This is a genomic window from Streptococcus oralis, from assembly GCF_016127915.1.
Taxonomy (GTDB): Bacteria; Bacillota; Bacilli; order Lactobacillales; family Streptococcaceae; genus Streptococcus; species Streptococcus oralis_BO.
On record NZ_CP066059.1, the window covers coordinates 907,880 to 922,527 of the forward strand.

The window sequence follows — 14,648 nt, forward strand, 5'->3', positions numbered from 1 at the left end:
GCCTCCATCTTATCTATTATAACAAGAAACCTAGGCTTTGACAAGCCTCTTAACGAAATAGATTAAGGATTGAGTCCCATATTGTCTGGGCTTTTTCTTTTATTTTAGCTTCTGAAATCGCACGTCCTGCTTCATCTACAAGATTTTGTGCACGACTACGAATATCTCCTATCGGATCCTCAGACTGGTTTGTCTCATTTTCAACAACTTGTTTTTTCGTATTTTCTGGTTCAATGCCATTTTGTTTATAAGCATTCTCAACTGTAAAAGTGCTACCTGGAGTGTATGGCAAAATGGTATTAGCCATACTTCTAAAGACATGGGCAGCGCCATTGGAGGTAGAACCTGCTAGATAATGGTTCTCATCTGTTGTTGGGAAGCCGAGCCAGTGGCTGATTACAACATCTGGAGTATAGCCGATCACCCATTGGTCACTGGTATATTCTGGGTTGAAAACAGCTTCAGTCGTCCCTGTTTTACCAGCCATAACATAATCTGCCGGTGACGAACTAATTCCTGTACCATTTGTAAAAGTTCCCAACATCATGCTGGTCATTTTATCAGCTACAGACTTATCAATCACTCGTTTTTGGGAGTTTTTATGACTCTTGATGACCTGACCACTGGCATTTTCAATACGAGTGATGAAATGTGCTTCAGGCATCAAACCTCCATTAGCAAAGGCTGCATAGGCTTGCGCCATCTGGAGAGGATTCGTCTCCACACCTCCACCAAGAGCAACTCCAAGAACTCGGTCAACTTTTTCCATATTCAGACCAAATCTCTCCCCAGCCTCAAAAGCTTTGTCAATACCTAATTCATTTACAGTCGCAACTGCCGGTAGATTGAGTGATTCTGCCAAGGCCTGATACATAGGTACTTCTGGAGATGTCTTAATGCCCGCATAGTTGTCTACTTGATAACTGTTGTACTGCATCGTATGATTATCCAGTTGCTTGTTCAAGGCCCATCCTGCTTCTACTGCGGGTGTATAAACGACTAAAGGTTTAATGGTTGAGCCTGGGCTACGCTTAGACTGAGTGGCATAGTTAAAATTGCGGAAGCCTGGTTTGTCATCACCAGCTACACGACCAACAACTCCACGCACTCCACCAGTCTTGGGTTCTAGAGCGACACTACCTGATTCGGCATGTGTTCCGTCTTCTGCTGTTGGAAATAGCGAAGTGTTTTCATAAATAACCTGCATGTTTGCTTGGTAGTTTTGGTCAAGCTCTGTGTAAATTCGATAGCCGTTGTTGACAATCTCTTCTTCTGTAAGATTGTACTTGGAAACTGCTTCGTTGACAACTGCATCAAAATAGGACGGGTAACGATAATCCGAAACTTTGCCTTCATACTTATCTTGCAGTTGTGAAGCCATATCTACTCCAGCCGCCTCGGTCTCTTGATTTTTATCAATATAACCCGCTGCAACCATATTTTGCAAAACAGTATCCCTACGGTTGGTCGAAGTCTCAACAGAATTTAATGGATTATACAATTCTGGTCCCTTGAGCATCCCTGCTAGAGTGGCCGCCTGATCAAGCGTTAGTTGCGAAGCCGATACACCGAAATATTTCTTACTTGCATCTTCAACACCCCATACCCCATTTCCAAAGTAGGCGTTATTGAGGTACATAGTAAGGATTTGCTCCTTGCTATATTTCTTTGTTAACTCTAAGGCTAGGAAAAACTCCTTGGCCTTCCGTTCAACGGTTTGGTCCTGAGAAAGGTAGGCATTTTTTGCCAACTGTTGAGTGATAGTGGACCCCCCTCCAGAACGACCCGCTGTAAGGATAGCTAGAAAGAAACGACCGTAGTTAATCCCATCATTTTTATAAAATGAACGGTCCTCTGTCGCGACAACAGCATTTTGCAAGTCTTTACTGATATCTGTCAGTTCAACATAGGTCCCCTTTTGACCTGATAGGGCTCCTGCCTCTTTTTCTTCGCGGTCAAAAATCAGAGTTCGCGTTTTCAAGGCATTTTGCAAGTCATTGACATTGGTAGACTTGGCTATCGCAAATAGGTAGGTTCCCACAAGTAAGCCAGCGCTTAACCCTAAAATGATGACAATCTTTGTCAGATGATAACGACGCCAAAATTTCCGAATTAGCCCTACTTGTGACATTTTTTTTCTATCGCTCCGAGAACGACGCATGCTAGTCGAATCAGACTCCGCTGATTCATTCGTTTCTTTTTTAAAGAGAGAAAGAAACTTCTCAAATAATTTATCTAATTTCATGCGTTTATTTTATCATCTTCACCATAGGAACTCAAGAATTTAGCTACTCCCTATCCAAATAGGACTTTTTTTGTTACAATATCTGTATGCAATTCACATTTACATTACCCGAAGCCTTGCCTCAAATGACGGTCAAACAATTTCTAGAGGAACAACTCCTCATCCCTAGAAAAATCCGTCACTTTTTGAGAACCAAGAAGAACATCTTAATTAACCACGAAGAAGTTCACTGGAACGAGATGGTGAAACCAGGGGATATTTGCCAATTGACTTTTGACGAGGAAGATTATCCCAAAAAGGAAATACTTTGGGGAAATCCAGACCTCGTTCAAGAAATTTATCAAGACCAACATCTTATTGTCGTCAACAAACCTGAGGGTATGAAAACTCACGGTAATCAACCAAACGAAATCGCCCTTCTCAATCATATCTCTGCCTACGTTGGACAAACTTGCTATGTCGTTCATCGTCTAGATATGGAAACCAGCGGGCTAGTGCTTTTTGCTAAGAACCCTTTTATTCTTCCCATTCTTAATCGCTTGTTGGAGAAAAAAGAAATTGCTCGCGAGTACTGGGCACTCGTAGAAGGACGAGTAGAGAGTAAAGAACTTGTCTTTCAAGATAAAATCGGGCGCGATCGTCATGATCGCAGAAAACGAGTAGTAGATCCCAAAAATGGGCAATACGCTGAAACACATATCAGTCGATTAAAGCAATTCCCAAATAAGACTTCTCTGGTTCGTTGCAAGCTAAAGACCGGTCGAACGCATCAGATTCGTGTTCACCTCTCTCATCACAAGCATCCTATCTTGGGAGACCCTCTCTATAATAGTAAATCAAAAACAAGTCGGCTTATGCTTCATGCCTTTCGCTTTTCTTTTACCCATCCACTCACCTTAGAAAAATTGAGTTTCACTGTTCTATCGGATACTTTTGAAAAAGAATTAAAAAAGAATGGATGACATTATCATCTATTCTTATATATAAAAAAGCAAGGCCAGAAAGCCTTGCTTTTTTATCGACTCAAGAATTATTTAGCGATTTTTGCAAAGTATTCAAGAGTACGAACAAGTTGGGCAGTGTATGACATTTCGTTATCGTACCATGATACAACTTTAACCAATTGTTTACCGTCAACGTCAAGAACTTTAGTTTGAGTTGCGTCAAACAATGAACCGTAAGACATACCTACGATATCTGAAGATACGATTGGATCTTCTGTGTAACCGTATGATTCGTTTGAAGCTGCTTTCATAGCTGCGTTTACTTCATCAACAGTAACGTTCTTTTCAAGAACTGCTACCAATTCAGTAACTGATCCAGTTGGAGTTGGAACGCGTTGTGCAGATCCGTCAAGTTTACCGTTCAATTCTGGGATTACAAGACCGATAGCTTTAGCAGCACCAGTTGAGTTAGGAACGATGTTTGCAGCACCAGCGCGAGCACGGCGAAGATCACCACCACGGTGTGGTCCGTCAAGGATCATTTGGTCACCAGTGTAAGCGTGGATAGTAGTCATCAATCCTTCTACAACACCGAAGTTATCTTGAAGAGCTTTAGCCATTGGAGCCAAGCAGTTTGTAGTACATGAAGCACCTGAGATAACTGTTTCAGTACCGTCAAGAACGTCGTGGTTAGTGTTGAATACGATTGTTTTAACATCGTTTCCACCAGGAGCAGTGATAACAACTTTCTTAGCTCCACCTTTAAGGTGTTTTTCAGCTGCATCTTTCTTAGCGAAGAAACCAGTTGCTTCAAGAACGATTTCTACACCGTCAGTAGCCCAGTCGATTTGTTCTGGATCACGTTCAGCAGAAACTTTAACGAATTTACCGTTAACTTCGAATCCACCTTCTTTAACTTCTACAGTACCGTCGAAACGACCTTGAGTTGTGTCGTATTTCAACAAGTGTGCAAGCATAACTGGATCTGTAAGGTCGTTGATGCGAGTAACTTCAACACCTTCTACGTTTTGGATACGGCGGAAAGCAAGACGACCGATACGTCCGAAACCGTTAATACCAACTTTAACTACCATTAGTGATTTCCTCCTTATGAAAATCATGAAAATTTTATTGTGAAAAGAGTAACTTGAATCACTACAAATCACCTTTCAACGAACCTATTATATAACTATTTGAGCTTAATTGCAAGTGCTGACCTTGATTTTCTATGTCAGTTTCTTTTTGATAAACTTCTTTCCCTACTCATAGCGTAAGGATTCCACCGGATCCATTTTACTAATCTTACGTGCTGGGAAGTAAGCTGAAATATAGCCAAGAAACAAAGCAAAAACAAGAGTTCCTAAAACGGAGAGAAGATTTAATTCAAAAACTTTAGAGATTGATGGATAGAAATAGTGAACAATAACATTCGCTAAACTGCCTATCCCTTGAGCAATGATGAAAGCTATAAACAAGGCAATTCCTACAATCCAAAGAGCTTCGTAGATAAAGATTCCTTTCACATCTCTATTTTGATAGCCAACTGCCTTCATGACACCAATTTCCTTAGAACGTTGCATGATATTGATGTAAATGATGATGCCTATCATAACTGCAGCTACCACAATCGCTTGTGAAGAAAGTACAATTAGCAATCCCTGGATGACACGAATAAAGGTAATCACAATATCAAGAACAGCCTGTTGAGAAAGAACTGTATACTTCTTATTTTTCTGCAATTCTTCTGTTACTGTTTTCGTACGAGAAGGATCTTTAAGTTCCAGAATAAAATAGGATACAGTCTTTGTAAATTCAGCTTCTTTTAAAAATGGACATGTTTTCCTCCGTTGATAAGTTTTGACACCATGTAACGATATGAAAGATAGAAAATAGCCGTCACGTATAATGTGTTTAGTACAAGTAATATGTGAAAATCAAGACCTCTAATTTGATTGAAAAGCAAGAATACTAAAACTGGTATAAGACGAACAAAATATAAAACAACTCTTGTTTTTATTGGGAGAGAAAAGGCATCTAACTCTTTTGCATCTTTAAACTCATATCGTTTAAAAATCAAGACCTCTATAAATTGTATACTTTGGCACAGTAAATAGGCAAACACCATCCCTAATAAGAATATCGATATTTGTAATATACTATACTGAACATACCATAAAAAGATAGGAATAGACACTGCTGGTAATACCCAACCAAAAAGCTCCCAAGATACTATTTAACCAAACTGTATTTTCTCTGTAATATGTTTCGGTTTGATGGCTAAATAAAAAGGTATTGTTATCTAATTAAATCACTCAAAACATTGATTAATTCTTCTTTTTGGACAGAAGTCAATCTCTTCTTGCTGGCATCATGATCATCTACTGTTCCCACATGAACTTTTACATTTGCATTTTTATCAATAGCTACTACAAAAGGAACGGATAAACCATCCTCACCTGTGTACTGCTTATAAAATTTTTCTAGAACCTCATTTTGTCTATTTGTATAGTTTTTATCTCTTACATTAACAACGAATGCCGTCTTTTTATGTTCTGATAAAACTTCATTAAAAACTGGCAATAACTCTACACACCACGGACAAGTGGGGAAACCAAAATAATAAATCCCTTCTTTTTTCCTAACTAACTTGTGTATAATTTGTTCAGAATCTTCATGCACAAATACCGGTAATCGATCGTTATATGTATTTGCTTGAGTAACTGAGTTTGAAAAATAATAACCAATTACAAACAGTGCGACTATCGAAAACACTCCCAGTAAATATTTAAGTTTCAATTCTTTTTCCTCTTTTCTTTTTTATCATCTGCATAAGAGATAAGAAAATAACCTCTCCATCACCTGTAATTGGTATCAAGTTAAATAGATTTAAAAGACAAGTAATTTTTAAAATAATTGTATATATATTTAATTCTATAAAAAATCCTATAAAGACTAAAAACAACGGGGAAATAATCGATATAAGCAGATTATCCAAAGGTTGATATCTATTTTCATAATATACTTGAAATTTTAATGGTGGCAAAAAAGTTAGTTTCGGACTATATCTCAATAAATGCGCGATGAAAATATGGAGTAACTCGTGTAATATCAATCCACCTAAAATAGAAAATATATATAATACTCCTAATGTCAAGATCATTTTGTCCCTCTTTTAAATGTATAAATTATAGCAGAGACAAAGATAGAGTATATAGCAAATGTAACAACTATCTGAGGAGTTAGTCCAAATGTAGTAGAAATTTCATGAGCAGTGACATGATTATCAATTGAAATCCCAAGCAAGGTCGTCACACTTTGAGAACTTTCTCCCCCAATAGAAAATAATTTTACCAAGGTCTCGATAACCAACAAAAACAAATAAGTAACAACTGTAACACTAAAATATTTACTATAATTTTTCATTTCTAACCTTTCTAACAATCATAAAATGGAGAACTATTAGTGAAAACAATACTAATAATTCCATTCCTAGCATATTTGAAAACACACCAAATGCAACAAATAAACTCATTAACAATAAAACCGATGTAAATTCATTCAGACTACCATACGATTTAGGAAATAGATATCCTAGTAATAAACTCGCAACTGAAAAGCTCATCCCTTTTAACAGAGAATGAATCGTAATAATACTTAATAACCACATCAAGACACTTGGAAGTGACAATAACATAATTAAACAGAATTGATAGAACCAATCCATCTTATAGCTAATTCTTATCAGATCAAACTGTTTGCGGAATAAAGCAGTTACATCCGCAAAATGCAGTAGTAGAATACCAGCAAATGGTAACAACGATCCTCCCACGATTATTCCTATATTTATTCCGCTTTGAATCGTGACAATAGTGCATATTGTAAAAAATAGCAATAAAATTCCAATATTTTGCTTATTTCGAAAAATCGTCTTTTCCACAACTGGCATTCTTATATATCTCTGAGATATAAAAATGTTCTCTTTCGTAGGATATGAATATATGATTAAACTAAACATACAAAATAAACAGATTGCTACACTAAACGATATTATGATATATGATGATAAATTAGTAACGTTGTTGGCTAAAGTACTTTCAAATTCATATCTAAAATGGAAAAAATAGTATAGCGTCGATAACAGTAAAATCAAATAATGTATAGAGAGAACAACAGATACTAAGCTTTTTCTTACAAACCAAGTTATTTTAAATATTCGAGTACAGCACTCAAGTAGGATAACTGTAATCAAAAATGTTAAAAATTGTGTTATGGAAAATAGTATCCCCTCGAAAAAGCTATCTGTGATTAGTTTAATAGTAGGTACAGCAATAACTGAAACCAATCCATAAATAGTCAACATTACAATAATTTTAAACAGCACATACGCTCTATACACCACAATATTTTGATAAGGCAATGCTTTGACAAAAAATAGTGACGATTTATCTAAACTTACAGTAGTCTCTACAAAAACAAAACTGACGATAGCTAATGTAATTGTATTACTGAAATAACTAAAAAACGTTATCGCCTGCCCCTTATGCAACAAACTATTATCAACTGCTGACAAATTTGATGAAATGTGATTTAGCTCACTCATATTATACATAAAGTAAGCAAAATAAAGAGAAAAAAATATAGCAAAGAAAATAGTTTTTCTAATTTTCGAAGAGAAAAAAGGGCGATTTAATATTCCTTTTAGTGCGCTATTAATAAAAAATTCAACCAGAAACAAAACTTGTTTTAATCCATTGGATTTTATCATAAACACTCTCCATTAATGAAATTTTCTTTACTAAATCTTCAGCAGTCCCTGAAAATAGAGATAATTTACCATTTCTCATCAAATATATATTATCTGAAAATTTTTCAACAACTAACTTATTATGTGACACCAATACAATACTTGACTTCTTTGATATAACTTTTAACAATTCCGTCAGCAGTAACTCCGTTTCAAAATCCAACCCGCTAAAAACCTCATCACATAATATATATTCAGCATTTGATAAAAGAGCTGCAATAATCTGAATTTTTTTCTTCATACCAAATGAGTAACTTTCAATTAACTGATTTTGTGCTGATTCTAACCCAAATAAATCAATAAAATCAGGTATTAACAATCGATTAGAATGAACATATCTTGATAAAATAAAATGTAAGTACTCTATACCTGTCATAAACTCAGGAAGATAAAAGTCAGAAGGAATATAGAATAACTTTGATTTATAGTTATCGCTACTATAAGAAAAACTATCGACAAAAATCTCTCCCGAATCCATTGACTTCATCCCTACTATACAATCCATCAATGTTGTCTTACCACTTCCGTTGACCCCAACAATAACAGTCACTCCTTTTTCAGGGAAAGATATTGTTACGTCATTCAGCACTATCCGATTTTTATACTTCTTACTCAGGTTCTTTATTTCTATCATTTCTAACCTCGTTAATTGAAAGCTACTTCTATCTATCTTTTACAGTTAAAAGTTACATGGACAAAATCAGGAATACCAAGTTTGATACCACCAACAAACGTTCCTCCGACCCATGTACAGTAAACAGCATATCCAATCGCACCGATAACTGAAATCAATACAACAACAGCCCAAATCCATTTTACTGTTACAGTTGTAGCATATTTATTTTCTAAAAACGAAATATAACTATTAAGCATTTTTTTCTCCTTTTCTTCTTTAAACCTATTTTAATTTTCTAAAAAAATTAAAATCCCTAAATGTCCTGTTATTCTCTAACGTCATATCAAGTCCTACACTTACTTCTTGAACGAGAATAAGTGCATTTTTTTTAATGCCTACTAAAGGATAGATTTTTAACTTTTGGGGTTTTATTGTAATCAAATCCATTAAATAGCCATTAACTCTTATTTCTACTTGAATAAGATTTGATAGCGTTTGTTGAATGAGCAATACATCTCCTACTTCTGACATGCCAGTCAATAAAACATTGTTTATTCTTTCAAATTCTAGCATATCATTCCTCTAAACTCAACTCCATCACCCACCAGTGATAAATAGAAAAATCAGTATTTTAATCATAGTAAATTCCTTTCTTTTTTTTTCGAATTTATTGTAACAAAAAAGCGACATTCCCCCAATGACAGAAATGTCACTCCTATAAACCCTTTAACGATATCTTTCTAGATCCTCGGTCCATTCATTGTCTAAACTAACGACTAATTTCTCATTGCCAAACATTCTCGCCATCATTTTTGCTTCTTCATACTTTTGTTTTGCTGTTTCATAATCCGTCTGAATATAATATTTCCACTCCACCATCAAGACAATTGGTTGTTTTTGAAAATCGCGTGTTTTCTGCCCTATTTTATTTAAGGTGTCAATTGCTCTCTTAAAATAATGAAACAGCCCCATAATTTCTATACAAGCTAAAGAAGCTAACAAGGAATCTCTAAGCAAGTCCAAACAATCGAACTTTATCTTATCAACCTGAGAACTTAGTTTATCATGAAAATAAAGAATGTTTTCATGCTCAGATTCTTTTATCTCACCCACATTTAAACCATCCATTAACTGACAGTTGAAATACAGTCTCAATTTCAACAAGTCCTCGGCTTTATATACATCTCTGGATAGTAAGTCTTGAAGACCGCCCTCAATCACACTGCTCCCGTATAAGGAATTACTAGTCGCTCTCACCTCATCTATGGCTTGAAGACAATCCACTACCACTTTCTCATCACGTGGCAAATCATCATAAAAACACTCAAAAATCTCATCAAAATATTTTTCCTTTTGTTCCTGCAACTCTTTGTCTCCATAGTCAGGATGATGAAGAAGAAAGTATTTTAATTCTTGGTAACGCTTGGGTAACTCCTTGTAGTCTGGCATCAAGACATAGGATGGAATGCCTAGCCTATCTGCAATGTATTCTAGTGTTTTTATCGTAGGACGAAATTCTCCTTTTTCAATGCGTACCAACTGACGAACGGATAACTCTGACTCATCTCCACAAAAAACTGGACGACTAAGACCTTTCTCCTCTCTAAGGAGTCTTACCTTTTCCCCTAAATCATTCATCTCTTACATTTCTCCCTCGGCTCGATACAAAAACTTTGATAGTCAAACAAACATATACACTTATTATAACATTTTTTCAAGAAAATGTACAAAAAAGAGACAGGATCACTCCTGCCTCTAGGCTGATAAACAATTATTTGCGACGTCCTGGTCGTTCTGCATAACCATAGTAAGCATCTGCCATGATTTCTTCCATGTCAGCTACCATTGGCAAGCGAGGGTTAGCAGGTGAACATTGGTCTTCATAAGCAAGCAAGGCAATTTCATGCAAGCTGTCTTTCCAAGCTTTTTCATCGATTCCTTGATCCTTGAAGTTCATCTTGATACCTACTGCAACACCAAGTTCGTAAACAGCTTTAGCGTATGCTTCAACTGCTTCTTCTGGAGTTGAGTGAGGCAATCCAAGCATTCTAGCAATATCTTGGAATTTTTCGTCAGCTTTCCAGTAGTTATACTTAGGCCATGTAGTCGTCTTAGATGGGCGAGTACCATTGTAACGGATAACGTATGGAAGCAAGATTGCGTTTGTACGTCCGTGAACAGTATGGTGAACCGCACCGATCTTGTGGGCCATTGAGTGGCTCATACCAAGGAAGGCATTGGCAAAGGCCATACCAGCCATTGTAGATGCATTGTGCATTTTTTCGCGAGCTTCTGGATCAGCTGTCTTAACAGATTTTTCCAACCATTCAAAGACAAGTTTGATTGTTTGAAGGGCGATACCGTCTGTATAGTCGTTAGCGAAGTTTGAAGTGTAAGCTTCAGTCGCGTGAGTCAAGACGTCCATACCTGTATCCGCAGCGATGAAGTCTGGAACTGACTCAACCAAAGCAGGGTCAACAATCGCAATAGTTGGTGTCAATGAGTAGTCAGCCAATGGGTATTTACGATTGTTTTTCTTATCAGAGATAACGGCAAATGGTGTTACTTCTGAACCTGTACCTGAAGTTGTTGGAATACCAATGTATTTCGCTTTCTTACCAAGTGATGGGAAGCGGAAGGCACGTTTACGGATGTCCATGAATTTTTGAACCAAGTCACGGAAGTCGATTTGTGGTTGTTCGTAGAAGAGCCACATTACTTTGGCCGCGTCCATTGGAGAACCACCACCAAGAGCGATGATTGTGTCTGGTTCAAATGCTCTCATTACTTCAGTACCACGTTCTACAGTTGTGATATCTGGGTCTGGTTCAACGTCTGAGAAGACTTGGACAGTTACACGGTTGCTGCGTTTGTTCAATTGGTCAATAATGCGTTGAACAAAACCAAGTTTTTCGATCGATTTGTCTGTAACAATCATAACGCGTTCAATATCTTCACATGTTTGAAGGTATTGGATAGAATTGCGTTCGAAGTAAATTTTTGAAGGAACTTTAAACCACTGCATATTATTTCTACGTTTCCCTACTTTCTTGATGTTTAGAAGGTTGATCGCACTCACGTTATCACCGACTGAATTGTGTCCATATGAACCACATCCAAGTGTCAATGATGGAATGAAGGCATTGTATACGTCACCGATACCACCGAAAGTAGATGGAGAGTTCCAGATAATACGCATTGCTTTGATTTCTGTACCAAAGCGTTTAGCAAGAGCTTCGTCTTTTGTATGGATAGCTGCTGAGTGACCAAGTCCGTTAAACTCGACCATTTGACGAGCTTTTTTAAGACCGTCTTCTGTATCTTCAGCTTTTAGGACAGCGATAACTGGTGACAATTTTTCACGAGTCAACGGTTCTTTTGGTCCTACTTCTGCACATTCTGCAGCCAAGATGTTTGTTCCTTCTGGCACGCTAAATCCTGCTTGTTCTGCAATCCATGCCGCTGGTTTACCAACGATGTTTGCATTTAGTTTAGCACCTGCACAGTTTTTACTGTTAGCTTTCACGCCGAAACAGAATTCTTCAAGAAGGGCTTTTTCTTTCTTGTTTACAAAGTAAGTGTGGTATGATTTGAATTCTTCTACAAATTCGTCATATACTTCTTTATCAATGATAACGGCTTGTTCTGATGCACAGACCATACCATTATCAAATGATTTAGACATAACGATGTCATGAGCAGCTTGACGAAGGTCAGCAGATTTTTCTACATAGGCAGGAACGTTTCCGGCACCTACCCCAAGAGCTGGTTTTCCACATGAGTATGCAGCTTTAACCATAGCATTCCCACCAGTTGCAAGAATAGTTGCAACACCTTCGTGGTTCATTAGAGCTCCAGTTGCTTCCATAGATGGCTTTGTAATCCATTGAACACAGTTTTCAGGAGCACCAGCTGCAATCGCTGCATCGCGAACGATTTGTGCTGCGTGAGCTGATGATTCTTGAGCAGATGGGTGGAAGGCAAAAACGATTGGGTTACGTGTTTTCAAAGCAATCAAGGATTTGAAAATCGCTGTTGAAGTTGGGTTTGTTGTCGGAGTGACACCACAGATTACACCGACAGGCTCCGCAATCTTTGTCAAACCTGTAATTGGATCATCTTCGATAACTCCAACTGTTTTAACTCCACGCATATTGTTCACTACGTGCTCACAGGCAAATAGATTCTTTGTTGCCTTGTCTTCAAATACTCCACGACCAGTTTCTTCAACTGCATGTTGTGCAAGGATACCGTGCGCGTCAAGTGCTGCAACCGAAGCTTTTGCCACGATGTAGTCAACTTGCTCTTGGTTCAACTTGCGCATTTCATCAAGCGCAACCAAGGCTTTTTTCACGAGACCATCGACATGCTTTTCAGCAGCAAGTTGTTTTTCCTCTGGTGTTACTGTTTTTTTATCAGCCATATTATCCTCCATAGCCTTTAAGGATTTTATCCTTTGTTAATTTTTTCACAAGTTTATTATAACTCTTTTTTTATGCTTTGTAAACAGTTTCATAAACATTTCACAAAGAAATTCCCCAAGATTGTGATTTTTTTCTCAATGTAGCTACACAACAGAGTTTTGCTTGGATGATTGTGAAATTATCGAAAAAATTTTTTTATTTCACAAAGTTTTTCTAGTTGAGAGTTAGTTATCGAATTCAAATGTAGAAAGCGTTTTCTTTTTAGGTTTTGAAAATAGTCTCCTAACTTGGAGACTACTGTTTTTGTTGAAAAACGCCTTGTTTAAAGGTTCCTTCATAAACAACTTCTTGCCCTGTCGTCAACTTCCCTTGACCTTCAGCTTGGCCATTTACAAAATCACCTTCGTATTTCCAGCCATCTTTTGATTGGAAAGTTCCTTTCCCGTTAAAGGCTCCATTATTAAAATCACCTGTATATTGGTCTCCGTTTTCAAAGGTCAGGGTCCCTTGACCATTCATTTTCCCTCGTACCAAGGTGCCATCATAAACAAGAGCTCCACCATCAAGTGTCAGGACACCCTTTTTAGGCGTATTTAGCAGAAATATCGAAAGAGCACAGAGTACCATTACGACAACTGCAATGAGCTCTAACCTAGGACGAGTTAGGTAAACTCTACACTTCTCATAAAATTGTTTAAGCTTTTCCATTGTCACTCTCATTTTCTAATCGATCTAGCCAGCTTTGACATCCACTTGTAATACGAGCATAGGTTTCCTCAAAATCTCCTGTATACCAAGGATCTGGGACACTTTCAGCCGCAAAAGAGTATATCTTGTACTGTAGTTCCTGAGGGCACATTTGACGTAGATCTGAAACGTTTGAAGCATCCATACCGATAATGTAATCAAACGATTCAAAGTCTTCTCTACCAATCTGAAGCGATGTTTTATCTTTGTCATACGGGATCTGATATTGCTGGAAAATTCCTTGCGTTCCCTTATGAATCGGATTGCCATGTTCCCATGATGACGTTGCCCGACTCTCAACTTGGTAATCGCTCGTCATGGACTTCATCACAAACTCTGCCATGGGGCTTCGGCAGATATTTCCTAGGCAAACAAATACTATTTTTTTCATCCCTTTTCCTCTCGTCTCATAGAAAAACGGGAGTGATAGGTCCCGTTTTATTCTTCGATTGCTCCGCCTTCGTCAACAACTGTTCCTTCTGGTGTCACAGCTTCTTTGATTGGCAAAACGGTCTTGATAGCAGCCAATTCAAAAGTCAAGTAGACCCCATCTACATCCAGTACGATTGTACCTTTCTCAGTATCTACTTCATCCACTGTTCCGTAAAGTCCACCAATTGTAATGACTTCATAGCCTTTTTGAAGCTTGTTCAAGCTTTCCATACGCTTTTGTGCTTGTTTCTTTTGAGAACGTTGCATAAAGAACATCAAGGCAAACATACCTACAAGCATGATTAAAAAAGTAATATTTGGATTCATTGTTTTCTCCTTTGTATTTTACATAGGACTACTATATCAAATTTCAGCTACTTTTACAAGATTGTGCCTTGTTTTTATGGTTATAAAAAATCAGAGTTTTCACTCTGAT

Annotated in this window: 15 protein-coding genes and 1 pseudogene; 1 reads left to right on the top strand and 15 read right to left on the bottom strand. The window is 37.3% G+C overall.

Annotation, left to right across the window (positions count from 1 at the left end; translation table 11 throughout):
- Window positions 1-49: 49 nt before the first annotated feature.
- On the bottom strand, window positions 50-2,245 hold the full coding sequence (gene pbp2a, locus I6H78_RS04345) for a penicillin-binding protein PBP2A (protein WP_198460180.1): 2,196 nt from the start codon (window positions 2,243-2,245) through the stop codon (window positions 50-52).
- A gap of 86 nt (window positions 2,246-2,331) precedes the next feature.
- On the opposite strand from pbp2a, the gene I6H78_RS04350 reads away from it, so the two are divergent.
- The gene (locus I6H78_RS04350) at window positions 2,332-3,207 is read left to right on the top strand and encodes an RluA family pseudouridine synthase (protein WP_332836293.1); all 876 of its coding nucleotides are present in this window, start codon (window positions 2,332-2,334) and stop codon (window positions 3,205-3,207) included.
- A gap of 68 nt (window positions 3,208-3,275) precedes the next feature.
- Here the strand turns inward: I6H78_RS04350 and gap are convergent, their stop codons facing one another.
- From gap to yajC, 14 genes and pseudogenes are all read right to left on the bottom strand, one after another.
- Window positions 3,276-4,283 carry a type I glyceraldehyde-3-phosphate dehydrogenase gene (gene gap / locus I6H78_RS04355; RefSeq protein ID WP_000260679.1) on the bottom strand — a complete coding sequence of 336 codons (1,008 nt, stop codon included), beginning with the start codon at window positions 4,281-4,283 and terminating at the stop codon, window positions 3,276-3,278.
- A 165-nt stretch (window positions 4,284-4,448) separates the two neighbouring features.
- Window positions 4,449-5,015 (bottom strand): annotated as a pseudogene (locus tag I6H78_RS04360) (ABC transporter permease); the annotation flags it as partial.
- A 469-nt stretch (window positions 5,016-5,484) separates the two neighbouring features.
- Window positions 5,485-5,985: a TlpA family protein disulfide reductase gene (locus I6H78_RS04365; protein ID WP_198460181.1), complete on the bottom strand. Its 501-nt coding sequence runs from the start codon at window positions 5,983-5,985 to the stop codon at window positions 5,485-5,487.
- Entirely contained in the window at window positions 5,975-6,349 is a 375-nt protein-coding gene (locus I6H78_RS04370) for a metalloprotease family protein (RefSeq protein ID WP_050235542.1), read from the bottom strand. The genes I6H78_RS04365 and I6H78_RS04370 overlap by 11 nt, the downstream gene beginning before the upstream one ends.
- Window positions 6,346-6,612 carry a hypothetical protein gene (locus tag I6H78_RS04375; RefSeq protein ID WP_050235541.1) on the bottom strand — a complete coding sequence of 89 codons (267 nt, stop codon included), beginning with the start codon at window positions 6,610-6,612 and terminating at the stop codon, window positions 6,346-6,348. The genes I6H78_RS04370 and I6H78_RS04375 overlap by 4 nt, the downstream gene beginning before the upstream one ends.
- The gene (locus tag I6H78_RS04380) at window positions 6,599-7,954 is read right to left on the bottom strand and encodes a hypothetical protein (RefSeq protein ID WP_198460182.1); all 1,356 of its coding nucleotides are present in this window, start codon (window positions 7,952-7,954) and stop codon (window positions 6,599-6,601) included. The genes I6H78_RS04375 and I6H78_RS04380 overlap by 14 nt, the downstream gene beginning before the upstream one ends.
- A complete protein-coding gene (locus I6H78_RS04385) occupies window positions 7,911-8,627 on the bottom strand; it encodes an ATP-binding cassette domain-containing protein (protein ID WP_050235539.1) in 717 nt (238 codons plus the stop codon). The genes I6H78_RS04380 and I6H78_RS04385 overlap by 44 nt, the downstream gene beginning before the upstream one ends.
- A 32-nt stretch (window positions 8,628-8,659) precedes the next feature.
- Complete coding sequence (locus tag I6H78_RS04390; protein ID WP_198460183.1) at window positions 8,660-8,866, bottom strand: hypothetical protein; 207 nt, start codon at window positions 8,864-8,866, stop codon at window positions 8,660-8,662.
- Between the two features lie 25 nt (window positions 8,867-8,891).
- A complete protein-coding gene (locus tag I6H78_RS04395; RefSeq protein ID WP_198460184.1) occupies window positions 8,892-9,182 on the bottom strand; it encodes a hypothetical protein in 291 nt (96 codons plus the stop codon).
- Window positions 9,183-9,335: 153 nt separating this feature from the next.
- Window positions 9,336-10,247: a helix-turn-helix domain-containing protein gene (locus tag I6H78_RS04400; RefSeq protein ID WP_198460185.1), complete on the bottom strand. Its 912-nt coding sequence runs from the start codon at window positions 10,245-10,247 to the stop codon at window positions 9,336-9,338.
- 133 nt (window positions 10,248-10,380) lie between these two features.
- On the bottom strand, window positions 10,381-13,032 hold the full coding sequence (adhE, locus tag I6H78_RS04405) for a bifunctional acetaldehyde-CoA/alcohol dehydrogenase (protein WP_084944770.1): 2,652 nt from the start codon (window positions 13,030-13,032) through the stop codon (window positions 10,381-10,383).
- Between the two features lie 295 nt (window positions 13,033-13,327).
- Window positions 13,328-13,741, bottom strand: coding sequence for an MORN repeat-containing protein (locus I6H78_RS04410; protein WP_198460186.1), 414 nt, complete (start codon window positions 13,739-13,741; stop codon window positions 13,328-13,330).
- Window positions 13,728-14,171 (bottom strand): low molecular weight protein-tyrosine-phosphatase, encoded by a 444-nt coding sequence (locus I6H78_RS04415; protein ID WP_198460187.1) that lies wholly within the window; start codon window positions 14,169-14,171, stop codon window positions 13,728-13,730. Before I6H78_RS04415 ends, I6H78_RS04410 begins: the two co-directional genes overlap by 14 nt.
- A gap of 47 nt (window positions 14,172-14,218) precedes the next feature.
- The gene (gene yajC, locus I6H78_RS04420; protein ID WP_049501161.1) at window positions 14,219-14,539 is read right to left on the bottom strand and encodes a preprotein translocase subunit YajC; all 321 of its coding nucleotides are present in this window, start codon (window positions 14,537-14,539) and stop codon (window positions 14,219-14,221) included.
- Window positions 14,540-14,648: the final 109 nt, after the last annotated feature.

Bases quoted from the DNA above. Each gene is read 5' to 3' on its own strand.
- pbp2a (WP_198460180.1), bottom strand. From the start codon at position 2,245: ATGAAATTAGATAAATTATTTGAGAAGTTTCTTTCTCTCTTTAAAAAA.
- I6H78_RS04350 (WP_332836293.1), top strand. From the start codon at position 2,332: ATGCAATTCACATTTACATTACCCGAAGCCTTGCCTCAAATGACGGTC.
- gap (WP_000260679.1), bottom strand. From the start codon at position 4,283: ATGGTAGTTAAAGTTGGTATTAACGGTTTCGGACGTATCGGTCGTCTT.
- I6H78_RS04370 (WP_050235542.1), bottom strand. From the start codon at position 6,349: ATGATCTTGACATTAGGAGTATTATATATATTTTCTATTTTAGGTGGA.
- I6H78_RS04375 (WP_050235541.1), bottom strand. From the start codon at position 6,612: ATGAAAAATTATAGTAAATATTTTAGTGTTACAGTTGTTACTTATTTG.
- I6H78_RS04380 (WP_198460182.1), bottom strand. From the start codon at position 7,954: ATGATAAAATCCAATGGATTAAAACAAGTTTTGTTTCTGGTTGAATTT.
- I6H78_RS04385 (WP_050235539.1), bottom strand. From the start codon at position 8,627: ATGATAGAAATAAAGAACCTGAGTAAGAAGTATAAAAATCGGATAGTG.
- I6H78_RS04390 (WP_198460183.1), bottom strand. From the start codon at position 8,866: ATGCTTAATAGTTATATTTCGTTTTTAGAAAATAAATATGCTACAACT.
- I6H78_RS04395 (WP_198460184.1), bottom strand. From the start codon at position 9,182: ATGCTAGAATTTGAAAGAATAAACAATGTTTTATTGACTGGCATGTCA.
- I6H78_RS04400 (WP_198460185.1), bottom strand. From the start codon at position 10,247: ATGAATGATTTAGGGGAAAAGGTAAGACTCCTTAGAGAGGAGAAAGGT.
- adhE (WP_084944770.1), bottom strand. From the start codon at position 13,032: ATGGCTGATAAAAAAACAGTAACACCAGAGGAAAAACAACTTGCTGCT.
- I6H78_RS04410 (WP_198460186.1), bottom strand. From the start codon at position 13,741: ATGGAAAAGCTTAAACAATTTTATGAGAAGTGTAGAGTTTACCTAACT.
- I6H78_RS04415 (WP_198460187.1), bottom strand. From the start codon at position 14,171: ATGAAAAAAATAGTATTTGTTTGCCTAGGAAATATCTGCCGAAGCCCC.
- yajC (WP_049501161.1), bottom strand. From the start codon at position 14,539: ATGAATCCAAATATTACTTTTTTAATCATGCTTGTAGGTATGTTTGCC.